This is a genomic window from Rhizobium sp. BK251 (genome assembly GCF_004345245.1).
Lineage (GTDB): Bacteria > Pseudomonadota > Alphaproteobacteria > Rhizobiales > Rhizobiaceae > Rhizobium.
This window is the reverse complement of sequence record NZ_SLUQ01000006.1, coordinates 417,370-440,897: the sequence shown is the minus strand read 5'-3', so window position 1 is coordinate 440,897 and position 23,528 is coordinate 417,370. Positions and strand designations below refer to the sequence as shown.

Sequence of the window (23,528 nt, the reverse complement as noted above, 5' to 3'; positions counted from 1 at the left end):
GGCATGTTTGGAGCCATTCATGGAACCCAATGAACAATTGAACGAAGGGGCGCCGCTCTTCAGCGCAAAGCGTATCGACGAAGCGGTCGGCGTTCTGGCCTTGCTCGCGATTCTCGGCTCCATCCTCTGGGGCGTCATTAGTCGCTACGTCTTTCCGCAGCCGGCGACATGGACCTACGAGATCGCCCTTCTCACATTCGGCTATCTCGTCTTCTTCGGGGCAGTGGCTGGGGTGCGGCTTCGCACGCATGCGGCGATCGATGTTCTCGTCGCCGCATTTCCGCACTCGATGCAGCGCGGGGTCATGTGGTTCAACTATATTCTGTTGGCGCTCTTCTTTGCGGTCATGACGGGCATGTTCCTCTGGCAGGCTTGGATCGCACGCAACGTTCACACGATCGCGCTCGATCTGCCGCGCAGCTTCGCTTATGCGCCCCTGGCGCTGGCCTCGGCCGCCATGCTGGTCCAGCACCTGATCGTCGAGCGCCCATGGGCGGCTCCGGTTCACCGCACTACGGATTCGATCATATGACATTGCTGCATCTTGCCGGCCCCTCGCTGGTCGTGGTGGTTCTTTTTCTCCTTGCCACGCCGATCACCTGGGCGATGGCGATCGGCGCGCTGGTCTTCTTCGCGCTCAACATGGACATGATCCCGCTGTCCAACTTCGCGCAGGAAATGGCCGAAGGCAGCCAGTCCGTCTCGTTGCTCGCACTGCCGCTGTTCGTCTTGGCCGGCTGCATCATGAATGCCTCGGGCATCACCCGCCGCCTTCTCAACCTTGCGGATGTGCTCGTCGGCCATATGACGGGGGCGCTGGCGCAGATGTGTACTGTTCTCGCCACCTTGCTCGGCGGACTGACGGCTTCGGCAAATGCTGATGCGGCAATGCTCGCCAAGACGCTTGGCGTCGAGATGGCGGCCCGCGGCTATAGCCGCGCCTTCGCGGCGGTCATCACCTCTTCGGCTGCGATCATCACGGCGCTCATCCCGCCCTCGATTGGTCTGATCGTATATGGCTTCCTGGCGGAGACCTCGATCGGACGGCTGTTTGCGGCCGGTGTCGTGCCCGGCCTGCTTCTGGCCGTTGGCCTGATGATGACGACCTATGTGATCGCCAGGAAGCGCGGATACAAGGCGCTCCGCGACCGACGGGCGACCCGCGCCGAGGGCTGGAAGGCGCTGGTGGATGGCCTCTGGGCGCTCTCCATTCCCGTGGTGATTTTCGTCGGTACGCGCTACGGGCTGTTCACGACCACGGAAGCCGGTGCCGTGGTGGTCGTCTACGTCCTCTTCGTTGCGATCTTCGGATACAAGGAATTCACGGTCAGCCAGATCCCGGAAGTGCTCGCCGAGGCTGTCAGGGATTCGGCTGTGGTAATGGTGATGATCTGCGCCGCTGCGGCTTTCGGTTTCTATCTAGCATGGGAGGAGGTTCCGCAGGCCATGTCCGGCTGGATGGGCGGTGTAACCGACAATCCGCTGATGATGCTGCTCCTCATCAACCTGGTGCTGATCATCATCGGGACGGCCATCGAGGGCTCCGCTGCACTCATCATCCTGACCCCCATGCTTTTGCCGATCATCGATGGTGTCCATATCGACCGCGTGCATTTCGGTATCGTCTTTATCACCAACCTGACCATCGCGGGCATCACGCCCCCCGTCGGCGGACTGATGTACATTTCCTCGATGGTGATGAAGGTGCCGATGATGGCCTATGCCCGCGAGGTCATGCCCTATCTGTTGACGATGATCGTCCTGCTCGTGATCCTGAGCGCCTTCCCGCAGATATCGCTCTGGCTGCCGGACCTCATCTACGGCAACGCCGCGGTTCAATAGCGTAACCTCGGACGTCCGGAATATCGAAGGCGAGTCAATGCACCTCGGCGCCTTTCAAGGCGTCAGAGGGCCACGGGATCTTCCGAAGCGCGCAGAGCCGGCCTCGGTCGGGCAATGTCGTTGACGCCTTCGAGATCCGGGGCCTGTCCATAGCTCATGTTCTTCATCTGCTGGATCACGCGGGCCATTTCCTCGTCCGAAAGGACCGGTGGTTCGCCGAGTGTCAGAGCCTGCACGTAGAGCCTCGACAAGGTCTCGACCTCGATAGCCAGTGCAAGGGCAGCGCCCAGCGTCTTGCCGAGGGAGATCTGCCCATGCTGGCCGAGCAGGCAGGCGAGGCGGCCGTCAAGCGCCTCGATGGCCGCGTCGGATAGCGCCTGGGTTCCGAACGTTGCGTAGCGGGCACAGCGGATCGTTGTGCCGCCGGCAACGCCAGTCATGTAGTGAAAGCTCGGGATGGTCTTGTGGTGAACGGCGAGCGTCGTGGCGTAAACCGAGTGGCAGTGCAACACGCAATCGATGTCCTGGCGCGAATTCAGGATGTCGCGGTGAAAGCGCCACTCCGATGAAGGGCGGCGAGCCCCTTCGAAGCTGCCGTCGAAGTACATTTGAACGAGGTCGTCCGGCTGCATGCGGTCGTAGGGCAGCGATGTCGGCGTGACGAGGAAGCCCCGTGAATTGCGGACGGAAAGGTTGCCGGCCGTACCCTGGTTGATGCCTGTCTCGTTCATCCGGCGGCAGGTCGCCACCATCTCGGTTCGCAGGGCATTGTCGTCATACGAGGTCACGGGAGTACTCCTTGCTCCTGGCGCGGTCACGCCAGCGTTCGCGGTAAGATGAAAGATCGGGAAGGCCGGATGCGTCGCAGACGGTGGCGGAGAGCCGTGCAGGTTCACGCCGCGTTTCATGGCCAGCGAGCAGTGCTGCGCCGGTGGCGGTGCCGTTGAAATTGCTGCTGACCAGCACGCGCACCTCCGGCAGCAGGGCGGCAACCAGCGGGCCGTAGAGTGGCTCGGCGACGAAGTTGCCGTCCAGTATGACCGTCTCCGCGTGCGGGAGGTCGCCGACGCATTCCGCCGTCAGCAAGGCGGCATAGAGAACGGCAAGGGTGAAGCGTGCGGAGGGATCTTCTGCCAACTCGCCATCAATCCTGCCGCTCTTGGCTGTGCCGGGAAAAAGGCCATCGTCCGGGCCGAAAGTCGGCAGGGCGAGCGTGCCGGACGAGACGATGCGCGCGAGCGCCTCCGCCGAGGCGGGCCCGGTCGCGCTGCCGGCGACCGCCGCGAATTCGCGGCCGCCCATCGTGAGCATGCCCGGCATCGGGTGGCCGAAGACGTCCGCATTGCAGGCATGGCCCGGGCGTTCCTTGTCGAAGTCGACCCCGGTCCGGTCGGTCAGAAGCACAATCCAGGTGCCTGTGGACACGACCGTCATGTCGGAGAGCCCGGCCGCCTGATAGCGGTAGAAGTTCGCCGATGAGTCATGCACGCCGCAAAGCACGCGCGTCTGGGGGCTGAGGCCCGTGCTGACCGCAAGCTCCGGCCTGATGCTTCCAAGCGTTTCCCAGGCCCGCCGCATCTGAGGCACCAGGTGTTGCCAGCCCCGATCGGCAACGATTTTTGCGGGGCGCCGGTCGGCAGGCGTCCAGAGATGCGATTGTGCGGCGAGGCTCGTAATCTCGCTCGCAGCCACGCCACAGAGCCGCCACGCCCAATATTGTGGCGTCGCCAGAAAGGCGCGCGCGCGCGAAAACTCGTGCGGCCAATACATCTGCTGCCACAACATCTGCCTGGCGAGATGGGCTGCCCCGAGCATGATGCCGCTGCCGCGTTCGCGATAATTGCCGACGGCGGATCGGTAGATCCGGTCGACGTATTCGGGGACCTGCTGTTCGTAGTCCATCATCGGCATTGCAGGGCCATCGACGCCGGTCAGGACGCCGCCGGACCCGTGAGCGGAGATTACGACTGCCTCTATCGGGTGACGGCGGGCGAGGTTGCGCAGGCTGTCGATCAGCCAGGTCTCCAGGGCTGCGAGGTCGTGATGGCGGTAGGGCGGCTCATCCAGAACGACATTCGGCGTGGACAGCATTTCGAGGATCTCGCCGTCCTGCGTGACAGCCGACAGCTTGACGTTGGTCTTGCCGATGTCAAAGACGGCGACGGTCGTCATTTTCGTGCACCCCGCCGCAGGATGATCGACAGGAGGCTCTCGACATGGGGACGCATCGTCTGCGCCATGACCACAAGGATCAGGATGGCGCCCCAGATGGCGACGGTCAGGTAGTTGCTGAGCCCGAACTGATTGAAGCCAGAGGAGATGATCTGCAGGATTGCAAGCGCCAGCATGAGGCCCGACACGGTCCCGAAACCGCCGAAGGGATCGACCCCGCCCAGAACCGCCGCCAGGATCGTGACAAGAAGATAGGACTGCGCGTAATCCGCACTTGCGGAGTTGAACGTCACGAGCATCACGAGGGCGGCGACGAAGCAGACGAGGCTCGACAAGGTGTAGACGCCGACCAGCACGCGCTTTGTGTCGATCGCCGAATAGCGGGCGGCCTCGACGTTGGAGCCGATCATGGCGCAGGAAATGCCGAAGGCCGTGCGCCTGAGGATCACGCCGAGCAGGATGGCCGCCGCGATCAGGATGAGGAAGATCACCGGCACGCCGAAGACAGTCGAACTGCCGATCCGCGTGAAGATTTCCGGCACCCCGGAAAGAGCCATCCCCCGGGTCAGATAGATGCTGATGCCGTCGATAAGGGACTTTGTTCCAAGGGTGACGAGAATCGGATGCACGCCGGTATAGGCGACGAGCGAGCCTGTCACGAGCCCGATCAGCAGGCAGAGCAAGAGACCTGCCACCAGCGCCAGCGCGATGACAGCGACGACGGTAACGGTCGCCATATCAGGCGTGATCATCGACCTCATGATCCAGACCATCAGAAGCGCGCACTGGTTTGTGGTGGCTATGATTGCAAGGTTCAGTCCCCCTGTGATCAGCGGGACGACCATGGCAAGGGACAAAAGTCCGAGCAGCGGCAGTTGGTACATGAATGATTGCAGCGTGCCGATACTCAGGAAGTTCGGCACGAAGATGGAAAAGCCCGCGAGAAGGACAAGAAGCAGAGCGATCAAGCCCGCATGGCCGCCCGGAACACCCGATTTCAGCCTCGCCATGAGATCGTTGAGCCCGCCGGTGCCGTCTCGTCCGTTCGTCATCATGTCAGCCATGGGCCTGCGCCTCCGCGATGATGCGATGACGGCGTCCGCGTCGCGAACTGATGACGGTGATCGATGTGGAGATGAGGATGGTGAGGCCAATGACGATCTGGAAGAAATAAGAGGACACGCCCAGCAGGTTGAGCCCGTTCTGCAGGATTGCCAGAAGAATGATGCCGAGCAGCACACCCGGAACCGTGCCGATGCCGCCGGTGAGGCTCGCACCCCCAAGAACCGCGGCGGAGAGCACCGCAAGCTCGGTGTTGAACATCGCGTTCGGCACGCTTTCGCCGACCCTGTGCGCCTGAAGCAGCCCGGCGAGGGCTGCCATCAGACCCAGATAGCCGTAAGCGACGAACTGGAGTTTGCCGATGCCTATGCCGATGCGGCGCGCGGCTTCCGGATTGCCGCCCATGGCATAAATCTGCCGTCCGATCGACGACCGGGTCATCCACGCCCAGGTGAACAGGGCGACCACGACCATGACGACGATCGGCAGGGTGACGCGGGCGAGATCGCGCGACGCCGTCTCGGTCTGCCAGAAGACGATGCGATCGGTCCACCAATCGGGCAGCGTATAGATTGACTTGCCACCGGAGAAATACATCAGCAGTGAAAACGAGATGCTCATCATCGCGATGGTGGCGATGATTGACGTGATCCGGAAATAGTGGATGAGCGCTGCGTTGACGCAGCCGAGCGCGGCGCCGATCGCCAGTCCGCCGGCAATCACGAGCGGCGCCGGCATGCCGAGTTGTGTGGCGATGAGCGCGGCCGAATATTGCGCGACCGAGGCGGTCGCGGCGAAGGAGATGTCTATGCCCCCCGAGACGAGCACGACAAAGAGGCCCATCGCCATGATCGCCTGGACGGAATAGGTTTCGAGAAGGTCTATGACGTTAGGCAGGGACAGGAAATCGCGTGCCGTCAGCGCAAACACCGTCCCGACGATCAGGATGACGACGAACAGCCAAGCCTCGGGCCTGCGGCGGACCGCTTTCAATCCGGGCAGCAAGATGTGCTCAGGCATAGATGCGCTCCTCCAGCTCATGTTCGCTCACCCGCCCGGGGATGACTTCGCCGAGAATGCGGCCACCCCGCATGTGCAAGACGCGGTCGCAGGTCGCGAAGACCTCCGAGACCTCGTCGGAGATCAGGATCACGCCGACGCCCTGCCGGGCCAGCTCGGCAACGACCTCGTAGATGCCCTGCTTGTTCTTGATATCGACGCCGACGGTGGGTGAATCCAGGATGAGGACCTTCGGTCTGGTCGCGAGCCATTTTGCGAGCACGACGCGCTGCTGGTTGCCGCCTGAAAGCGCCTGTACAGGCCGGTCAGCGCTGGAAATCTTGATGGAAAGGCGCTTGATCCACTGGTCTGCGAGGGCACGTCGCCGCTCTCTCGGAATGAGACCGAGGCCGTTCGCCATGCCTTTCATGACCGCAAGGATGATGTTGTCGCCGATCGATTGCGGCAGGATGACACCGAGGCCGAGCCGGTCTTCGGACACGTAGGCAATACCCGCCCTGACGGCATCGCGGTTGGAGTTCAGGCGAAGCGGCCGTCCCTCCAGGGCAATGGTTCCACCTTCGGCGTGGTGCATGCCGAACAGGGTCAGGGCGAGTTCGGTGCGGCCGGAGCCCAGGAGGCCGACGATGCCGAGCACTTCGCCACGCCGGAGGGTGAAGTCGATGTCCGCAAATTCGCCGCGGCGCGACAGCTTCTCGACCTGCAGCAAGGGCTCGGCCGCGTTCATGTCTCGCGCAACGATGGACTGGTTTATCTCCAGACCCGTCATCAGATGGGCAATGCGGCGCTGGTCGACTTCAGCGACGGGCCAGGTGCCGACCTTGCGGCCATCACGCATCACTGTGACGCGTTCTGCGATCTTGACCACCTCGTCGAGGCGGTGCGAGACAAAGACGATCGCGATGCCGGTCGCCTTGAGGCGCGAGACGATGGAGAGCAGGCGGTCTACTTCGGTGCGTGTCAGCGATGCGGTCGGCTCGTCCATGAAGATCAGCCGGGCCTCGGCCGCCAATCCCCGGGCGATGGCGACGATCTGGCGCTCGGCGACCGAAAGATCGGCGACGGTCACATGTAGGTCGAGATCGAAATCGAGCCGTTTGAGGACGTCCCGCGCGATGCGGCGCATTCTGGCCTTGCGTATCGGCTTCAGCGCGTGTTCGAGGTTCGTCTCGACGGCAATGTTTTCGGCGACCGACAGATTGGGAAATAGCGACAGGTCCTGGAATATTACCTGAATGCCGAGCGCCTTGGCGCGCGCCGGATCAAGTGGCAGGACGGGCTGGCCGTCAATCTCAATTGAGCCAGTCGTCGGCGGGTGAACACCCGCGACAGTCTTGATGAGGGTCGACTTGCCGCAGCCATTCTCTCCGACCAGGCAGTGGATTTCACCGGCCTGCACCTCCCAGTCGATGTCGGTCAGTGCCCTGACGCCACCGAACTGCTTCGAAACGCCGACAAGCCGCAGGAACGGCGTAGCGCCTGTCATGATTGCCTCCGAAACTTCGAGAAAGGGCCGGCGGCCACATGGGACCGCCGGCAAGAGTCCTGGGAGGACTAAAGGCCGAGTTCGACGAGGCGGTCGATGTTTTCCTTGTCGAGCGATTCAAGCTTCTGAGCCTGGATCAGTTTCTTGTCCGGATAGACACGGACAGCACCGACACCAGTCAGTTCCATGTTGTCGGTAGGCTCCTTGCCAGCCGCAAGCATGGATGAGACCTGGGCGAAGATTTCGCCTGCGGTCATTGGATTCCAGATGAACCCACCGCGGATCGTACCGGATTTGACGTACTTGACGCCCTGGCCCGGTGAGAAGCCGCCGACGAGCGCGATCGTCTCTGCCTTGCCGCGGTCGTCGAGGACGCGCGCGGCACCGATCGGGCCCTGGGAGCCGAAGGTGAGGATGCCCTTGAGGTCCGGATTTGCGCGGATCTGATCCTGTGTGGTTTTCATGCTGTCGTCCACGCTCTCGGCGACGCCGAAGCGGTCGCCAAGCATCTGCATCTTCGGATATTTTTCCTTCTGATAGGCAATGGCTGCATCAGCCCATGCATTGTGCAGCGGCACGGTCAGCGAGCCGACATAGACGATGTACTGGCCTTCCTCGCCCATCTCCTTTGCGAGGAGATCCATGTGGGCACGGCCATAGCCGTCGACGGTCGTGAGTTCGAAGTCCCAGTCCTTTTCCTTCTGATCAGGTCCTTCGTGCGCCAGTACCTTGATGCCGGCGGCGCGAGCACGGGCGAGTACGGGTTCGAGAGCAGCCGAGTCGTTGGGCACAATGCCGATGACGGAGACCTTCCTGGCGATCAGATCCTCGATCGCGCGAACCTGCTGAGCGGCGTCGGCCTGGGTCGGGCCGATCATCCATGCATCAACATGGAATTCTGGTGCCGCTTTCTTGATGCCGACTTCCATTGCGTTGAACCAGGGAATGCCGCCGATCTTGACGACAATGCCCGCCTGCGGATCGGCTGCCATCGCCTTCGGCAAGCCGGTTGCCAGGGCGCCGGCGACGACCGCGCTGCCGAGCCCGGCTAAAACTACGCGCCTACTGATTTCCATGTTTTTCCTCCCGTTTTAGTGACTCGGTTTCGCCTCCTCGCGAAACCGCAGACCGCGCCGTTGAGCCGCGGATCTCTATGGCGCAACGAAGGCGCCGCGTGACTGGTTCGCCAGCCTCTCCCGCCAGTCGTCGCGACAACAGCAGCCATGCCTTCTCGGCCATCGCCTCGACCGGTTGCCGCACTGCCGTAACCCCGCTGCCGACGAGCTGCATCCACTCCATGTCGTCGAAGCTTGCAAAGGCGATATCGCCGGGGACCTTGAGGCCCATTTCCGCGACAATCCGATACGTGGCGAGCGCTGTCCCATGGTCGAGCGCGAACATCGCCTGGGGCTTGGACCTTTCGCGAAGGCGCCGTTCGAATGCATCCAGTCCCACGGGATCGTCGATGCCGATCTCGAGGAGTTCGAGCGTCATCTGCCTGGCCGCGGCCTGCACCCCTTCCCAGCGCTCGCGAACATTGCTGATCGACAGCCTTGTGCCGACCACGAGACAATTGCGAAATCCCTGTTCATCGAGGTGCCTGGCAACCGCACCCGCTGCAGCCGCGTTGTCGACGGCGACGAGGTCGAACTCGTCGTGATCAGGGATTCGGTCGGCCAGAACCGTCGGAATGGAGAATCCGGCCGGCAGTCGCGACTTGAAAGCGCCGTCGCAGGGAATGGCGATCAGGCCGGCAGGTCGCCACGCGCGAATGTTGGCCAGTCTGTCAGCCTCTTCCGCAGCGTCGTTGCGCGCCGAGACGACGACGAGATCGAAGCCATCAACCCGCGCCAGATGCTCGAGTGTGGATACGAAGGCGGCAAACATCGGATTGGTGAGATCGGGCACGATCACGCCGGCAAGCAGCGACTTGCGCGACCGCAGCCGGGAGGCCGCGATATCGACGACGTAGCCAAGCTCCTCGACGGCCTTGTTGACGCGCGCGACCATGTCTGGCGACACGCTGGCTTTGCCATTCAGGACATTGGACACCGTCGCGACGGAAACGCCAGCGCGGCTGGCAACCATTCGTATGGACGGACTGTGAGATCGCGACACAACCGCCCTCCCGACGATTAATGTTGCCGTAAAACGTTTTTATTCCTCGATAAAACGTTTTATTGCAAATTAGACGTTTTGCGATAACCTGTCAATCGGCTCGGAGGCGCCACATTCTACGGGAGGAGAATCATGAACAAGCTTGGCGTGCATGCCTTGGTGTGGGAAGCGGGATGGAGTCACGAGGAGTGTGCTCGTGCGATCGCCAAAACCGCGGAGGTTGGCTACGATTTCATTGAAGCACCGGCACTTGATCCCAGCCTGATCGACGTGGATTTCACGCGCAGGGAGTTGGAGAAGAACGGCATCGGCATCAATTTCTCCCTGGGGCTGGATTTCGACAGTGATATTTCCAGCGGCGATCCGGAGAAGGGCCGGCGCGGCAAGGCCAAATTGGAAGAGGCGATTGCCGTCTGCCGGGATTGCGGCGGGCAATATATCGGCGGGATCCTGCATTCGGCCTTCGGCAAGTATACGCAACCCACCACGGCTGCGGGGGTCGCCCAATCCGTCGACATCCTGCGTCAAGTGGCGGAGACTGCCGCCAAGAGCAACATCACCCTGGTCCTGGAAGTTGTGAACCGCTACGAATCCAACGTCCTCAACACCGCGTCGCAGGCAGTGGAGATGTGCAAGCGGATCGGCGCTCCGAACGTCAAGGTCCATCTCGACGTCTATCATATGAATATCGAGGAGTCGGACACTCCCTCCGCCATCATTGAGACGGGCGACTACCTTGGCTATTTCCACACCGGCGATTCCCATCGCGGCTACATGGGCTCGGGCAGCATCGACCTGGCGGGGGTTTTCCGCGCCCTCGTCCGTTCTGGCTACCAGGGGCCGATTACGTTCGAATCCTTCTCGTCCCGCGTCGTTGGCCAGCCGCTCGAGGGCATCCTCGGTATCTGGCGAAACCTGTGGGAAGACAGTCATGATCTCGCGACGCATGCGCTGATGTATACGCGGGTGCAGCTGAAGGCGGCACAGGAGGCGCAACGTCAGGCTGAACGCAGCAAGCTGGTTTGACGCCCGAGAACCGAAGCGGCTCCAGCCACTGGCTGCGACAGTGGCCAGCAGCAGCGGAGGCCACGGGGAATGCTGTGTAGACACGGCGTGGCGGGGGAGAGACCCGCCACGCCGTAGCTCCGTTTAGAACGTGCTGCCTTCGTTGATGAACTTGACCGCGTTCTCCTTGGTGATGATCGGCGAGGGCAGGGCGGTTTCCTTAGGCGCATCTGCACCGGCCAGAATTGCCATCAGACGGTTGAAGCCGGCTCTGCCGATCTGGTCGGCGCTGTTGAGACCCGTGGCGCCATAATTGCTGCCGTCGCGGTCGATTTCCTTCAACGCGCCCATTTCGCCGTCGACCGAAGCGAGGAAGATCTCGCCGCTGCGGCCGGAGTCGGCGATTGCCTTCTGGGCGCCGAGGCACATGCTGTCGTTCTCGCAGAAGACGGCGTTGATGTCCTTCTCCTTGGCAAGCATATCCTCCATCTGCTTGAAGCCGCCGTCCGCGCTCCAGCTGCCCCAGCCCGGTGCGACAGCAGGCGTCATGCCCGCGGCCGTCAGCTTGGCGGTAACGCCGTCGGTGCGGTTGGAGCCGATCGTATTGTCGGCCGGGCCACCGCGGATGATGACAACCTTGCCCTTGCCGTTCAGGCGCTTGACGATGTAGTCGCCGATGCCTTCACCGATCGCGCGGTTGTCCGGACCGACCCAGCTCGTATAGTCGCCGCCCTTCAGAAGACGGTCGACCATGACGACCGGGACACCAGCCTGCTTGATCGCGTCGAGCGCTGCGGGCGCTGCCTCGATGAAGGCGCCGGATACAACGAGACCCTTGACGTTCTGGTTCAAGAGATCCTCGACGTCGGCGGTCAACTTGGCGACGTCACCGCCGGCGTCCGTCGAAAGCACCTTGATGTTCGGATAGGTCTTCGCCTCGTCCTTTACCGCGGCGTCCATGCCGACGAAATAGGCGCAGCAGAGCGACAGGTTGACCATGCCGATCTTGATTTCGTCAGCGGCGCGCGCGCCACCTGTCGAGAGCGCGGCGGCTGTCAGCGCCACCGTGCCCATAAGCTTCATTTTCCCGAAGATATTCATGACTTCCTCCCTTTGAAATTCCGCCGCCCCTCCCGGCGGCGTGCTGATAACTCAGGCCTTCTTCCGACGCGCCAATACCGCGACCAGGATGATGAGGCCCTTCAAGAGCTGCTGGTAATAGGAATCGACGTTGAAAAGGTTCAGCACGTTGTCGACGACGGCGAGCGCCAGGACACCGCCGACGACGCCTGCTGCCGTTCCGCCGCCGCCGCCAAGCAAGCCGCCGCCGATGACGACAGCCGCGATCGCATCGAGCTCATAACCCACGCCGACGCTCGGCTGGGCGATACCCAGGCGGCTGGCCAGCAACACGCCTGCAATCGCCGCGAAAAGGCCGCAGATGACATAGGCGAAGATCAGGTGCTTGCGGATATCGACGCCTGCAAGCCTGACCGCCTCCTTGTTGACGCCGAGCGCATAGGCGGCGCGGCCAGACACCGTGTGTTCGAGATAGAACCAGACGATCGGCACGGCGATGGCGAAGAGAATGAAATTGACCGGGATCGGCCCGATGAAGGCCCCGCCGATCAGGGCGCGGAAGGCATCGTCCGTGGGGTAGCGGGGAGTGTCGGCATAGACATAGAGAAGGCCGCGCAGGCTGCCCATGGTCGCAAGCGTGACGATGAAGGGCTGCAGGTTGAAATTGGCAATCAACCAGCCGTTCACGGCACCGACGGCGACGCCCATCGCCAGCGCGACGAGGATGGCGGCCGAGAAATGCATCTCCGCCTGAAGACCGGTTGCCAGCAGCCCGGCAAAGGCAAGCACCGAACCCACCGAGAGGTCGATGCCGCCGGTACGGATGACGACCAGCATGCCAAGGCTCAGGAAACCGTTGGTGACGATCTGGCGCGAGATATTGACGACATTGCGCTGCGTCAGGAACGAATCCGAAGCGAGGGCCGCGAAGACGATCAGCAGGATGATGGCGGCCGTGAAGATCAGATCGGCCCGGCTGAAGCGCTGCATAAAGGCCATCCTCGGCTGCGTGTGGGCCATGACATCGGTCAATGCAGGCGCTCCTGTCTCGTCTCGGGCGCGGCAAGGCCGGCAGCATGCATGAAGAGCGTTTCCATGCTGAACTGATCGGGCGTCAGCTCGGCGGCAATATGTCCTTCCCGCATGACGATCAGTCTGTCGGAAAGGCCGATCACTTCAGGCATCTCCGAGGAAATCAGCAGGACAGCGGCGCCATTGGCGGCGAGATCCGCGATGATGCGATAGATCTCGACTTTCGTGGCGATATCGACGCCGCGCGTCGGCTCGTCGAAAATGAAGAGCTTGATGCCCTCGACCAGCAGCCATTTCGCCAGCACTACCTTCTGCTGGTTTCCGCCGGAGAGCTGGCGCACCGGCCGCGCCGTGCCCTTTGGGCGAACCGAGAGACTGGCCGTCTGGTCTTCTACCAGCCTGCGGCGCTTCGTACCATCGATGACCCCGAGGCGGGACGTGCGGCCGAAGCTTGCCAGGCCGGCATTGTCGAGCACGCTGGCATCGAGCGCGAGCCCATCACCCTTGCGATCCTCGGTTATCATGGCAATGCCGCTCCGCACCGCTTGCGCAGGCGTGGAGAAGCGGGCCGGGCTTCCGGAGAGCCGGACGGAGCCGCCATCGGCGGGTCGCGCGCCGAAGATCGCCTTCGCAATCTCCGTGCGCCCGCTGCCGACGAGGCCGAACATGCCGACGATTTCGCCGGCGTGAACGCGCAAACCGATATCGTCGAAAGCGCCGCCCTGAGTGAGGTGTTCGACTTCGAGCACGACTTCGCCGCGACTACGGATGCGATCCGGGAAGATCGCTTCCAGCGGCCGACCGACCATGGCTTCGATGAGGCGACCCTGGTTTACCTCGTCGAGACCACCGGCAAGAACGCTGCGGCCATCCTTCAGCACCACGAACTCGTCGGCAATCTCGAAGATTTCTTCCAGCCGGTGGGAGATATAGAGAATGGTCGCTCCGCCTGCCGCGAGATCGCGCACCTTGGCGAAGAGCCTTTCCGTTTCCATGGCGGAGAGCACGGCCGTCGGCTCGTCGAGGATGAGGATGCGCGGCTTGGCGACCAGCGCCTTGGCGATCTCGACGATCTGCTGTTGGGCGACGCTGAGGTCACGCACCAGCGTCCGGGGATTGATGCCGGGAAAGCCGAAATCGGCAAGCACATTGCCGGCAATGCGATTTGCGGCCCGCCAGTCGACCATGAAGGGCAGACGACGGCAGGGCATGCGGCCGAGCAGCATGTTCTCGCCGACACTCAAGTGCGGCAGCAGGCTCAGTTCCTGATAGACCGTGCAGATGCCGAGTGCCATGGCGTCCGCCGGGGAACCGATCTCCGCAACGTTCCCGTCCAGCCGGATTTCGCCGCTATCGGGGGTGACCGCACCCGACAGCATCTTCATCAGGGTCGACTTGCCCGCACCGTTTTCGCCGCAGAGCGCCAGCACCTTGCCGGCTGAAACCGAGAAGGAAATCTCCCGAACGGCGGGATTGCCGTCATAGCTTTTGGCAATTTTGCTGACACTGAGTTCCGCCATTCTCAGGCCTCCGCCCCGAAAACATCCGTCAGCAGCAGCGTCTTCTCCTTGCTCATGTGGAGCAGCGTCTCATGAATGCCTTCGCGCCCATTGCCGCTCGCCTTGTTGCCGCCGAAGGGCAGGTTCTCCACGCGCACGGCCGTCGTGTGGTTGACCACGACAGTCCCGACATCGAGTACCTCATAGGCGCGCATGATGCGGCGCACGTCGCGGGTGAAGATCGCCGCCTGCAAGCCGAAGGGACTGTCGTTGGCAAGCTGCAGCGCGTCCTCGAAATCATCGTACGGAATGAGCGGAAGCACCGGGCCGAAGGTCTCCTCGGCGAAAGCAGGCGTGCCGGGCGTAACGCCGGTGAGGATGGTCGGTTCGAAGAAATTGCCGCTGCGCGCACCGCCGGTAACGATCCTGGCACCATCCGCAATTGCCTGGCGCACCTGCGCCTCGACACGCTCCGCCGCCCGCGTATTGATCAGCGGGCCGATATCCGTTCCGTCTTCCAGCGGATCGCCCACCTTCAGCGCTTTTGTCCGTGCAGTTAGTGCATCCAGAAGGCGATCGAAGATCGGGCGCTGGACGAGCACGCGCTTGACGGCGCAGCAGATCTGGCCATTGCCGCTGGTGAAGCGGCCGGAGACGAGCGCGGCTGCAACGTGATCGATATCGGCGTCGTCGCAGATGATCGTGGCATCGTTGCCGCCGAGCTCGAGATGTACCTTCTTCAGGGTCTGCGCGGCTGCTTCGAGGATGCGCTTTCCGGCTGCCGTGCTGCCGGTCATTGCGATCATCTGCACGCCTTCGGCCCGCACCAGCGCCTCGCCGGTCTCGCGCCCGCCCGTCAGCAGCTGATGGGCTGCCTGCGGGAGGCCCGCCTCCTCAAGATATCTGCTGATTTCGATGATAGCGAGCGGGCAATCTTCCGGTGTCTTGGTGATGACGGCATTGCCGGCGGCAAGCCCGCCCGCGACCTTGTGGCTCCAAAGCTCGACGGGATAGTTGAAGGGCACGATGGCGGCGATTACGCCCAACGGTTCGTAACGGGTGATGGCAATCGAGCGTTCGCGGCCCGGAATGGAATCGAGCGGCACGGTCTTGCCGAACAGCCGTTTGGCTTCCTCGGCATAACCGCGGAAGATCCGCGCTGCCACGCCCACTTCACTGGTCGTTTCCGCCAGCCGCTTGCCGTTTTCCCGGCAGAGCAGACGGCCGAGTTCTTCCTGATTGGCTTCGACACGCCGTGCAACGGCCTCGAGGATTTCATAGCGACGATAGGCCGGCAGCGCACCGATACGCTCCTTGCCCTTCTGGGCCGCCGTAACCGCGCGCTCCACATCGGCGACGCCGGCACGCGGAACCTCGGCGATCGGCTCGTTGGTGGCCGGATTGAGAATGGGATCGGCACGGCCGTCGGCAGCCGTCGTCCAGCCGCCGTCAATCAGCATCAACATAAGCTCCTCCTCTTATACTGATAGGGCTAGATCAATTATTGAAACTGGTCAACGATTATTGAACTTGATTTTGAATTTCCTCTTTCGTATACGAATATTGAATAAGGAAGCTTCAATGGCCGATATCGACGGCAATATCAGCACGACCGCGCTCAAGGCGCTGGCGGTTCTCGATTTCATCGGCGAACAGAAACGGCCGCTGTCGGCCCAGGAAGTGGCGGAAGGCATAGGAACAGACCGCGCAACCGCCTACCGCATGCTGATGACGCTCGTTCACTCGGGCTATGTATCGAGAGACGAAGGCTCGAAGAACTACCGGCTGAGCTACAAGGTTCTGTCGCTTGCGCGCTATCTCGTCAGCGAGGACGAGCGCAGTGTGCAGATACTGAACTGCCTGCGCGAGATCTCCGACAGGACCGGGGAAACGGTGCACTACTCCGTGCTGGAAAACGACTGCGCCGTGCTCGTCTACCGCGCCAAGGGCATTCAGCGCGTCAGCGTCGATTTCCAGATTGGCGACCGTTCGCCGCTCCACTGCACCTCGATCGGCAAGGTCCTGATGGCCTATTCGGACTCCCGATTCACCGAGACAATCATATCACGCGGGCTTCCCGCCGTGGCGCCGAAGACGATTACCGATCCGGAAGCCATGCGGCGCGAACTCGCCGTCGTGCGCGCGCAGCGCTATGCCTTCGACGACATGGAATTTGCGCCCGACATGCGCTGCCTGGCCATGCCCGTCTTCGAGAAAGGCGGACTGGTTCCAGGCGGCATCGCAATCTCGGGGCCTAGCAGTCGCTTTGATACCGCAAAGCTGCAAGAACTTCGCGACATCGCCTTGCCATACGCCGCGGAACTGTCGCGCAAGTTGGGCGGGTTCGTCTAGCGCGCACCGACTTCGTGGCGCTGTTCCGGACGCGAGCCTAACTCTATGGGTCGACTGTGCCGACGTTGGGCGCAGAGTTCGGACGCGATCACCTGGTGGTCACCAAGTCAGCTTCAACTAGCACGCGCCAACCGCGTTCGGAGCATGACCGTACCGCTTGCGAAATGCGTTGGAAAAGTACTGGCTGGAATTGAAGCCGCAGGAAAAAGCGATTTCGGTAATACTGCCGCGTCCCTGCATCTTCAGCAGACGTGCAGCCTCATCGAGGCGCAGATGCTGCAGATACTGCCGCGGCGTCATGTTGGTGAGCCGCCTGCAATACTGGGAAAACTGAGTGCGCGACAGACCGCATTCCTCTGCCATCGAATCGAGCGTCCAGTTCTCGCCGAGCGCCAACGGGAGACGACGCAGAAATATCGCGACCGTATGCTGGGACGTCGACAGATCCGGGTCGAGCCTCGGGGCCTGTGCACTCAGTCGATCGATCAGGTTCAGCATGATCGTGTTGATTGCCACCTTCAGGCGGGTCTCTCCGTCTTCGGGGGTGCGTCCGAGCAGGATCGAGGGAAGGGCCTCGAAGGCGCGGCAGAGATCAGCACCGCCGTCCCAGACCGGCTGGTTGTTCTGTGTGAGGAGTTCACCTAGCGTCTGGGCTTCCTCGTTCGAAAACACCATCCAGCTCGGCCAGTCCCAAGGTTCGCTCGGCCGTCTGAGACCAGCATCGAGAATGATCCAAAGGAGCCGGCTGGCATCGACCAGAGGATTGCCGATCGAATGCAGCTGCCATGGACGGATGACGATGAATTGTCCCTGTTGGAAGTCGTATTTCCTGTCGTCGACGACGAGGTCCAGATTGCCGCGTGCGAGATAGGCGATCTTGAAGCCTTCGTTGCAATGGCGCCCGAGACCCCAGTTCTGTGCATAGCGCGCATCCCAGAACCCGACGGTGCGAATGCCCGGCAGCCTGTCGCCGAGCGCCTGGCCGGGATAGCTGCCGCGCGTCCAGGCATGCAGATCGACCTCGCCGCGCGCAGCAGCAGCCTGCAGATCTCGACAATTGTCGGCATACATCATTGAGTCCGGCTGCCGGAAGACAGACGGGCGACGAATATCGGCAGGATCGATAACGGTGTGCTTGTTCACTTCAACGCGCCTCCCAACGCATAAAATGACTTAAGAAATTTACCACTGTTGTCGGACGCAAGTTTTGCCGAGTCAAGTCTGCCATGATCTGTCGAAGCATCGGCAGATCTTCGAGATTTGCTGCGGTCCGGGAGGAGATGAAGACGTGAAGATCGCATTCAACCTGCTCGTTCTGGGTGCGGAGATTACGACCGCCCATGCGCGCCAGCTCGAGAGATTGAAGGCGCTGGGTTATGATGCCGTCGAGATACCCGTCTTTTCAGGCAAACAGGAGCACTATGCCGCGCTCGGCAGGCTGCTACGCGATATCGGCCTTTCCGCCGGCGCCGCCGCCGTGGCGACGGCCGAGGCCAACCCGGTCAGCGCCGATCCGCTCGTGCGTCAGCGTGCTACCGATCATCATCGCTGGATCGTCGACTGCACCGCGGCGATGGGCGGCGAGGTGATAGCCGGCCCCGTCCATTCGCCTGTCGGCGTGTTCACAGGCGTCGGTCCGACCGACGAGGAGCGCCGCCGCTGTGTGGAGGCGATGCGTGCGCTTGCCGATTATGCGGCGCCCGCCGGCATCCGCATCTCGGCTGAGGCGCTCAACCGTTTCGAATGCTACCTGATGTCGACGATTGCCGCGGCCTCCGCGATCTATCGCGAGGTCGACCATTCGAACTATGGCTACATGTTCGACACCTTCCATGCCAATATCGAGGAAAAGGACCCGCCGGCGACCTACGAACGCTACCATCGTGAAATCAATCACTTCCACGTCTCGGAAAATGATCGCGGCATTCCTGGCAGCGGCCATGTGCCTTTCGCTGCACATTTCGAGGCACTTCGCCGCTGTGGCTATGACGGCTGGCTGACCGTCGAATCCTTCAGTCGTGCCCTGCCGGAGCTTGCCGGAGCCACTCGTGTTTGGCGCGATCTCTTCGACGACCTCGATCGGCTCTTTGCCGAGAGCGTCGCTTTCATTCGGCGGGAATGGCAGGCAGCAGGCGAGCGGGTTGCTTCGAAGGCGGGGCTGTCTCCATGACCGTGCCCGCGCTTGAAATGATCGGCATCAGTAAGGTCTTTCCCGGAGTGCGCGCACTCGACGGAGTTGATTTCGACTGCCATGCGGGCGAAGTCCACGCAATTTGCGGTGAGAATGGCGCCGGGAAGTCGACGCTGATGAACGTGCTCGGTGGCAGCTATCGGCCGGACGGCGGCGCAATTGCCATTGGCGGCCGGACAGTGCATTTTACCCATCCGCAACAAGCGAAGTTTGCGGGCATCTCCATCATCCATCAGGAGCTCTGCCTGCTGCCCCATCGTAGCGTGGCGGACAACATCTTCATGGGCCGCGAGCCCTCGCGTCACGGCATTCTCGATCGCCGTGAGATGCGCCGACGCTCGGCGGCGCTGTTGAAACGCCTTGGCGCCGATATCAACCCAGACCGGCAGGTCGCAACGCTGTCGATCGCCGGCCAGCAACTCGTGGAGATCGCCAAGGCCCTGCTGCTAGATGCCAAGGTCCTCGTCATGGACGAGCCGACGGCCGCGCTCGATGAGCGCGATGCCCAGAGCCTCCTGCAACTGGTGCGCGGCTTGAAGGGCGAGGGCGTGGCGATTGTCTATATTTCCCACCGCATGCCTGAAATCCTGGAAATCGCCGACCGCGTGACGGTCCTGAAAGATGGTCGAAAGATATGGACGCGTCTGCGCGGCGAGATCGATGTCGGGTCGATCGTCAAGGCGATGGTCGGGCGCGATCTCCAGGACTTCTACCCTCCGGCGCCGATGAACACGCCTGGCCGTTCGCTTCTTGCGATCGAGAACGGTGAGAGCAGCGCGCTGCAGGGCATCAATCTCGACGTGCGATCGGGAGAAATCATCGGTATTGCCGGATTGGAGGATTCCGGCAAGGCGGCGCTCGCCCAGGCGATCGTCGGCGACGAGCCGTTGTCTGCCGGCGTCATGAAGCGCAGTGGCAAGCCTCATGCGATCGGCTCGCCGCGCCGCGCCACGGCGCTCGGCATCGGCTATTTGCCGGGCGATCGCAAGCGGGAAGGGCTGTTACTGGGCCAATCCGTGCGAGACAACGCACTGCTCGCGCTCCGTTCGATGTCGCACTTCTTTGCCCGGCCCAAAGCAGGAGCCCTTGCCAGCCACCGCATCGACGATGTGCTCAAGGCAATCGATGTTCGGGCTGCCGATTTCGACCAGCCGATCGGCTCCCTTTCGGGCGGCAATCAACAGAAGGCGATCATTGCGCGATGGTTTGCGCGGGAATCGGAGATCCTCGTATTCGTCGAGCCGACCCGCGGAATTGATATCGCCGCCAAGGCAGCGATCTACGAGGCGATGCGCAGCTTCGCGGATTCTGGCCGAGGCATCGTCGTCGTCTCCTCGGACATGCCCGAACTGATCGGCATCTCCGACCGTATTCTTGTCATGCATCAGGGCCGCATTACCGGCGAATTGGCGCGTGGCGCGGGCGAGGAGGCGGTGATGGCGTTGTCGCTCGGCGTCGGTATGCAGCAGAAGGGGGAGGCCATCGGATGAGTGTCGAAACGCTTGCGCTGACCGCCCAGCCGCGGCGGGTCCCGATCCGGCTTTCCGCCGCAGCCGTGCTTGTACTGGTGTCTGCGGGTATCTATGCCGGTGCGGCACTCGCAACCGGCGAGATCAATCAACTCAGCTTCGAGGGGTTTGCCGGCCTATTTCAACGAATGGTGGCGCTTGGACTTGTCGGGCTGGGGCAGACGTTCGTCATCCTCGTCGGCTCGATTGATCTTTCGGTGGCGGCCTTGATCAGCACGGTGGCAGTACTCGCCTCCTATATCATGCAGGCGGATGCGACGATGATCCTGCCTGCGATCGTTGCCTGCCTGGCCGTCTGCGTGGTCGTGGGTGCAGTGAACGGCGTTCTCGTCGCTTATTGCGGTATCAATCCGCTGATCGCGACGCTCGGGACGGGGCTGACGATTCAGGGCATCCTTTCGGCCGCCTTTGCCTATTTGCAGGGTTCGGTCGCGCCGGCCTTTCAGGCTTTCGCCTATAGTGGCCTGTCCGGCATACCGTGGCCGCTCCTCATGTTCGTTGTGCTCGCTGCCGGCGCCGGTTTCGTGCTCTCGGGTACCGTTTTCGGCGCGCGCCTCTATGCCGTCGGTGGCAACCCCGAGGGTGCGCGACTTGCCGGCATTCGCACCGAGCGCTTCGTCCTCGCGGCACACGTGATCTCCAGCCTCTTCGCCGGTGTCGCCGGTCTGTATCTCGCCGCGCGGCTGCAATCAGGCACGCCGTGGATTGGTCGTGATGGCATCTACGATCTCGAGTCGATCGCCGTTACAGTGATCGGCGGGACGATCCTCGCCGGCGGAAAGGGCGGCGTGGGGGGAACGGTCGCTGGCGTTCTGCTCTTTGCCAGCCTGGATGCGAGCTTCAACATGCTCGGTGTCGATGCCTTCCTGAAACAGGTCCTGCGGGGAGCGATCGTCATTATCGCCGTTGCCGTTCATGCCGTGCGTGAAAAGGGGCACGTCGCATGAGCCCGATCGTCGAAACCGTGCCGATGCGCCGCCTCGGTTTCTCGCTTGCCAGGCTCAATTTCGGCCTGATCATCTTCGTCCTGCTCTATGCAGGCATTATCGCGATACAGCCGAACTATCTTGAAGCCGGCCTTATCATGAATTTCCTGCGCCGCGCCGCGCCCCTCATCATTCTGGCTGCCGGGCAGCTCTATGTCGTGCTAACCGGCGGCTTCGACCTTTCGATGGGCGCGGTCGTCACTCTCGTCGTGCTTGCCGCTTCGCTGCTAATCAACGGCAATCCCGAGACTACCTGGCCGATGATCGGCGTGCTTTATCTCATGGGTTTCGTCATAGGCCTGCTGAACGGCCTCGTGGTCGCCTTCCTGAAGGTGCCTTCGATCATCACCACGCTCGGCACCATGCTCCTTGTCAACGGTCTGGCGTTGGCTTGGTCGGGTGGAGCAGCCCGCGGCGATCTTCCGGACAATTTCCGTGAGCTTGGTCGCTTGGTCATCCACGATGTTTGGTTGATCGGTACCCTGCCGCTTGCGGTCGTCGTGCTCGTTGCCTTCCTCGTGCTGGCCTGGTGGGGCCTGCACGGCACGGTTTATGGCAAGCGAGCATTGGCGATCGGCGACAATGCCCGCGCCGCTGAGCTTGCTGGCCTGCCAGTCGCCGCCACGCGGATCACCGCGTTTGTCGTGTCGGCGCTTGCCGCGGTGACGGCCGGCATACTGGTTGGCGGCTTTTCCGGCGTGTCGGTCAATGCCGGTCGCGGGCTGGAGCTGCAGGCGATCGCCGCATGCGTCATCGGCGGCGCCCAGCTCCTCGGGGGACGAGGGTCGATCTGGAGCGCGCTCTTCGGCGCGCTAAGCCTGTTTTCACTTTTCACCCTACTCAATCTCGCCGGCCTGCCACAGGCCCTTCGCGACAGCATACAGGGTGTGATCCTGATTGCCGCCGTCGGCGCCAGCGCCTGGCGCGACCGGCGGAGGACCTGATTGCTTGCAGGGAGAGACAAGCGATGAAGCGCCGGCGCGCCGGCACAATGAGGAGGAAGGACATGCAACATAAAGTAGTCGTCGCAGCACTGGTCGCGATGGCGTTTGCCGGAGGAACCTATGCGCAGGACTTCAACGATCCTGCCGAATTCAAGAAGCAGCGTGAACAGCTTTCGATGACCCCGCAGGGGCCGGAGGGCAAACCCTGGGCGCAGCATCTCGGCGACGCCATGGTCGATACCGCCAAGTACAAGAAGGACGGGCCGGTCACGATCTGCTTTTCCAACGCCGGCATCTTCAACCCCTGGCGTGTCGTCGGCATGAACAACCTACGGGCAGAGGCAGAACTGCACAAGGATCGCATCAAGGAACTGGTCGTCGTCGATGCCGAAGGCAAGGACGACAAGCAGATCTCCGACATCGAAGCCCTCGTCAGCGGTGGCAAGTGCGACGCGTTGATTGTCTCGCCCAACACAACGGCTGCCCTGACACCGGCCGTCGAGGCCGCCTGCGCCAAGCTGCCCGTCATCGTCTTCGACCGCGGTGTCGCTACTACCTGCCCGGTCACCTACATACATCCCGTCGGTGGGTACGGTTTCGGCATCACCTCGGGAGAATTCATCGCAGGTAAGCTGCCGAAGGGTGCCAATGTCCTTGCATTGCGCATCATGCCGGGCGTCGACGTGTTGGAAACTCGTTATTCCGCCGCCAAGAACATCTTCGATGAGGCTGGGCTAAAGGTCATAGGCTCCGAATTCACGGGCAGTGATCGTGCCAAGACCAAGGCAATCGTAGAGGACTACATCAATCGTGGCGAGAAGATCGATGCCGTCTGGATGGACGCGGGCGATACCTCGACCGCTGCTCTCGAAGCCTTCGAAGATGCGGGCCTGCCCTATCCGGTCATCAGCGGCGAAGACCAGCAGGACTTCCTGCGCAAATGGCAGAAGGACAAGCTGACGGCGATCGGTCCTTCCTACCCGACCTATCAGTGGCGCACGGCCGTTCTCGGCGCCCTCGACGTTCTCGATGGCAAGGCGGTTCCGGGCCCGGAATGGGTACTGCCGCAGCCGGCGATCACTCAGGATGTGCTCGCAAACTACATCGATGAACGCATGCCGCCACTGCACTACAGCCTCTGCGGCTGCCAGGACCTGCCGGGCTATCCGGAGCTTTGGGGTGGGAAAAAGTAACGGGATCGCTGCAAGGG

Annotated in this window: 21 protein-coding genes; 9 read left to right on the top strand and 12 right to left on the bottom strand. The window is 62.3% G+C overall.

Features of this window, described 5'->3' with window-relative positions; translation table 11 throughout:
- The first annotated feature begins 19 nt into the window (after positions 1–19).
- Together EV286_RS17610 and EV286_RS17605 are read left to right on the top strand one after the other, a co-directional pair.
- On the top strand, positions 20–532 hold the full coding sequence (locus EV286_RS17610; protein ID WP_132958435.1) for a TRAP transporter small permease: 513 nt from the start codon (positions 20–22) through the stop codon (positions 530–532).
- Positions 529–1,842 (top strand): TRAP transporter large permease, encoded by a 1,314-nt coding sequence (locus tag EV286_RS17605; RefSeq protein ID WP_132958434.1) that lies wholly within the window; start codon positions 529–531, stop codon positions 1,840–1,842. The genes EV286_RS17610 and EV286_RS17605 overlap by 4 nt, the downstream gene beginning before the upstream one ends.
- Before the next feature lie 62 nt (positions 1,843–1,904).
- Here EV286_RS17605 and EV286_RS17600 read toward each other — a convergent pair whose 3' ends face one another.
- The 7 genes from EV286_RS17600 to EV286_RS17570 all read right to left on the bottom strand — a co-directional run bounded on the left by EV286_RS17600 (position 1,905) and on the right by EV286_RS17570 (position 9,700).
- Positions 1,905–2,594 (bottom strand): class II aldolase/adducin family protein, encoded by a 690-nt coding sequence (locus EV286_RS17600; RefSeq protein ID WP_132958536.1) that lies wholly within the window; start codon positions 2,592–2,594, stop codon positions 1,905–1,907.
- A gap of 22 nt (positions 2,595–2,616) precedes the next feature.
- Entirely contained in the window at positions 2,617–4,014 is a 1,398-nt protein-coding gene (locus EV286_RS17595; RefSeq protein WP_132958433.1) for an FGGY family carbohydrate kinase, read from the bottom strand.
- On the bottom strand, positions 4,011–5,078 hold the full coding sequence (locus EV286_RS17590; protein ID WP_245500744.1) for an ABC transporter permease: 1,068 nt from the start codon (positions 5,076–5,078) through the stop codon (positions 4,011–4,013). The genes EV286_RS17595 and EV286_RS17590 overlap by 4 nt, the downstream gene beginning before the upstream one ends.
- On the bottom strand, positions 5,071–6,096 hold the full coding sequence (locus EV286_RS17585) for an ABC transporter permease (RefSeq protein WP_132958432.1): 1,026 nt from the start codon (positions 6,094–6,096) through the stop codon (positions 5,071–5,073). The genes EV286_RS17590 and EV286_RS17585 overlap by 8 nt, the downstream gene beginning before the upstream one ends.
- Positions 6,089–7,582, bottom strand: coding sequence for a sugar ABC transporter ATP-binding protein (locus EV286_RS17580; RefSeq protein ID WP_132958431.1), 1,494 nt, complete (start codon positions 7,580–7,582; stop codon positions 6,089–6,091). The genes EV286_RS17585 and EV286_RS17580 overlap by 8 nt, the downstream gene beginning before the upstream one ends.
- Before the next feature lie 68 nt (positions 7,583–7,650).
- Positions 7,651–8,658 (bottom strand): substrate-binding domain-containing protein, encoded by a 1,008-nt coding sequence (locus tag EV286_RS17575; protein ID WP_132958430.1) that lies wholly within the window; start codon positions 8,656–8,658, stop codon positions 7,651–7,653.
- The gene (locus tag EV286_RS17570; RefSeq protein WP_245500743.1) at positions 8,645–9,700 is read right to left on the bottom strand and encodes a LacI family DNA-binding transcriptional regulator; all 1,056 of its coding nucleotides are present in this window, start codon (positions 9,698–9,700) and stop codon (positions 8,645–8,647) included. Before EV286_RS17570 ends, EV286_RS17575 begins: the two co-directional genes overlap by 14 nt.
- Positions 9,701–9,832: 132 nt before the next feature.
- Between EV286_RS17570 and EV286_RS17565 the strand changes: the two genes are divergently transcribed.
- Positions 9,833–10,726, top strand: a complete 894-nt coding sequence (locus EV286_RS17565) for a sugar phosphate isomerase/epimerase family protein (protein ID WP_132958429.1) — start codon at positions 9,833–9,835, stop codon at positions 10,724–10,726.
- Between the two features lie 123 nt (positions 10,727–10,849).
- Here EV286_RS17565 and EV286_RS17560 read toward each other — a convergent pair whose 3' ends face one another.
- The 4 genes from EV286_RS17560 to EV286_RS17545 are packed head-to-tail and all read right to left on the bottom strand — an operon-like array spanning position 10,850 to position 15,782.
- A complete protein-coding gene (locus EV286_RS17560; RefSeq protein ID WP_132958428.1) occupies positions 10,850–11,806 on the bottom strand; it encodes a substrate-binding domain-containing protein in 957 nt (318 codons plus the stop codon).
- 51 nt (positions 11,807–11,857) lie between these two features.
- Positions 11,858–12,817, bottom strand: coding sequence for an ABC transporter permease (locus EV286_RS17555; RefSeq protein ID WP_207909867.1), 960 nt, complete (start codon positions 12,815–12,817; stop codon positions 11,858–11,860).
- The gene (locus tag EV286_RS17550; protein ID WP_132958427.1) at positions 12,814–14,337 is read right to left on the bottom strand and encodes a sugar ABC transporter ATP-binding protein; all 1,524 of its coding nucleotides are present in this window, start codon (positions 14,335–14,337) and stop codon (positions 12,814–12,816) included. The genes EV286_RS17555 and EV286_RS17550 overlap by 4 nt, the downstream gene beginning before the upstream one ends.
- Positions 14,338–14,339: 2 nt before the next feature.
- Positions 14,340–15,782, bottom strand: a complete 1,443-nt coding sequence (locus EV286_RS17545; protein WP_207909866.1) for an aldehyde dehydrogenase family protein — start codon at positions 15,780–15,782, stop codon at positions 14,340–14,342.
- 115 nt (positions 15,783–15,897) lie between these two features.
- On the opposite strand from EV286_RS17545, the gene EV286_RS17540 reads away from it, so the two are divergent.
- Positions 15,898–16,668, top strand: coding sequence for an IclR family transcriptional regulator (locus EV286_RS17540; RefSeq protein ID WP_165932874.1), 771 nt, complete (start codon positions 15,898–15,900; stop codon positions 16,666–16,668).
- Positions 16,669–16,785: 117 nt separating this feature from the next.
- Here EV286_RS17540 and EV286_RS17535 read toward each other — a convergent pair whose 3' ends face one another.
- On the bottom strand, positions 16,786–17,811 hold the full coding sequence (locus EV286_RS17535; protein WP_132958425.1) for an AraC family transcriptional regulator: 1,026 nt from the start codon (positions 17,809–17,811) through the stop codon (positions 16,786–16,788).
- Positions 17,812–17,956: 145 nt separating this feature from the next.
- Here EV286_RS17535 and EV286_RS17530 point away from each other — a divergent pair, with 145 nt between their 5' ends.
- From EV286_RS17530 to EV286_RS17510, 5 genes are all read left to right on the top strand, one after another.
- Complete coding sequence (locus EV286_RS17530; RefSeq protein ID WP_165932873.1) at positions 17,957–18,838, top strand: sugar phosphate isomerase/epimerase family protein; 882 nt, start codon at positions 17,957–17,959, stop codon at positions 18,836–18,838.
- Positions 18,835–20,349 carry a sugar ABC transporter ATP-binding protein gene (locus tag EV286_RS17525; protein ID WP_132958423.1) on the top strand — a complete coding sequence of 505 codons (1,515 nt, stop codon included), beginning with the start codon at positions 18,835–18,837 and terminating at the stop codon, positions 20,347–20,349. Before EV286_RS17530 ends, EV286_RS17525 begins: the two co-directional genes overlap by 4 nt.
- On the top strand, positions 20,346–21,335 hold the full coding sequence (locus tag EV286_RS17520) for an ABC transporter permease (protein WP_132958422.1): 990 nt from the start codon (positions 20,346–20,348) through the stop codon (positions 21,333–21,335). The genes EV286_RS17525 and EV286_RS17520 overlap by 4 nt, the downstream gene beginning before the upstream one ends.
- A complete protein-coding gene (locus EV286_RS17515) occupies positions 21,332–22,318 on the top strand; it encodes an ABC transporter permease (protein WP_207909862.1) in 987 nt (328 codons plus the stop codon). The genes EV286_RS17520 and EV286_RS17515 overlap by 4 nt, the downstream gene beginning before the upstream one ends.
- Before the next feature lie 62 nt (positions 22,319–22,380).
- Positions 22,381–23,511, top strand: a complete 1,131-nt coding sequence (locus EV286_RS17510) for a substrate-binding domain-containing protein (protein ID WP_207909859.1) — start codon at positions 22,381–22,383, stop codon at positions 23,509–23,511.
- Positions 23,512–23,528: the final 17 nt, after the last annotated feature.

Coding starts and splice junctions, on each gene's coding strand:
- EV286_RS17565 (WP_132958429.1), top strand. CDS start 9,833: ATGAACAAGCTTGGCGTGCATGCCTTGGTGTGGGAAGCGGGATGGAGT.
- EV286_RS17510 (WP_207909859.1), top strand. CDS start 22,381: ATGCAACATAAAGTAGTCGTCGCAGCACTGGTCGCGATGGCGTTTGCC.
- EV286_RS17605 (WP_132958434.1), top strand. CDS start 529: ATGACATTGCTGCATCTTGCCGGCCCCTCGCTGGTCGTGGTGGTTCTT.
- EV286_RS17575 (WP_132958430.1), bottom strand. CDS start 8,658: ATGGAAATCAGTAGGCGCGTAGTTTTAGCCGGGCTCGGCAGCGCGGTC.
- EV286_RS17545 (WP_207909866.1), bottom strand. CDS start 15,782: ATGTTGATGCTGATTGACGGCGGCTGGACGACGGCTGCCGACGGCCGT.
- EV286_RS17520 (WP_132958422.1), top strand. CDS start 20,346: ATGAGTGTCGAAACGCTTGCGCTGACCGCCCAGCCGCGGCGGGTCCCG.
- EV286_RS17585 (WP_132958432.1), bottom strand. CDS start 6,096: ATGCCTGAGCACATCTTGCTGCCCGGATTGAAAGCGGTCCGCCGCAGG.
- EV286_RS17540 (WP_165932874.1), top strand. CDS start 15,898: ATGGCCGATATCGACGGCAATATCAGCACGACCGCGCTCAAGGCGCTG.
- EV286_RS17550 (WP_132958427.1), bottom strand. CDS start 14,337: ATGGCGGAACTCAGTGTCAGCAAAATTGCCAAAAGCTATGACGGCAAT.
- EV286_RS17590 (WP_245500744.1), bottom strand. CDS start 5,078: ATGGCTGACATGATGACGAACGGACGAGACGGCACCGGCGGGCTCAAC.
- EV286_RS17525 (WP_132958423.1), top strand. CDS start 18,835: ATGACCGTGCCCGCGCTTGAAATGATCGGCATCAGTAAGGTCTTTCCC.
- EV286_RS17580 (WP_132958431.1), bottom strand. CDS start 7,582: ATGACAGGCGCTACGCCGTTCCTGCGGCTTGTCGGCGTTTCGAAGCAG.
- EV286_RS17515 (WP_207909862.1), top strand. CDS start 21,332: ATGAGCCCGATCGTCGAAACCGTGCCGATGCGCCGCCTCGGTTTCTCG.
- EV286_RS17595 (WP_132958433.1), bottom strand. CDS start 4,014: ATGACGACCGTCGCCGTCTTTGACATCGGCAAGACCAACGTCAAGCTG.
- EV286_RS17610 (WP_132958435.1), top strand. CDS start 20: ATGGAACCCAATGAACAATTGAACGAAGGGGCGCCGCTCTTCAGCGCA.
- EV286_RS17560 (WP_132958428.1), bottom strand. CDS start 11,806: ATGAATATCTTCGGGAAAATGAAGCTTATGGGCACGGTGGCGCTGACA.
- EV286_RS17600 (WP_132958536.1), bottom strand. CDS start 2,594: ATGGTGGCGACCTGCCGCCGGATGAACGAGACAGGCATCAACCAGGGT.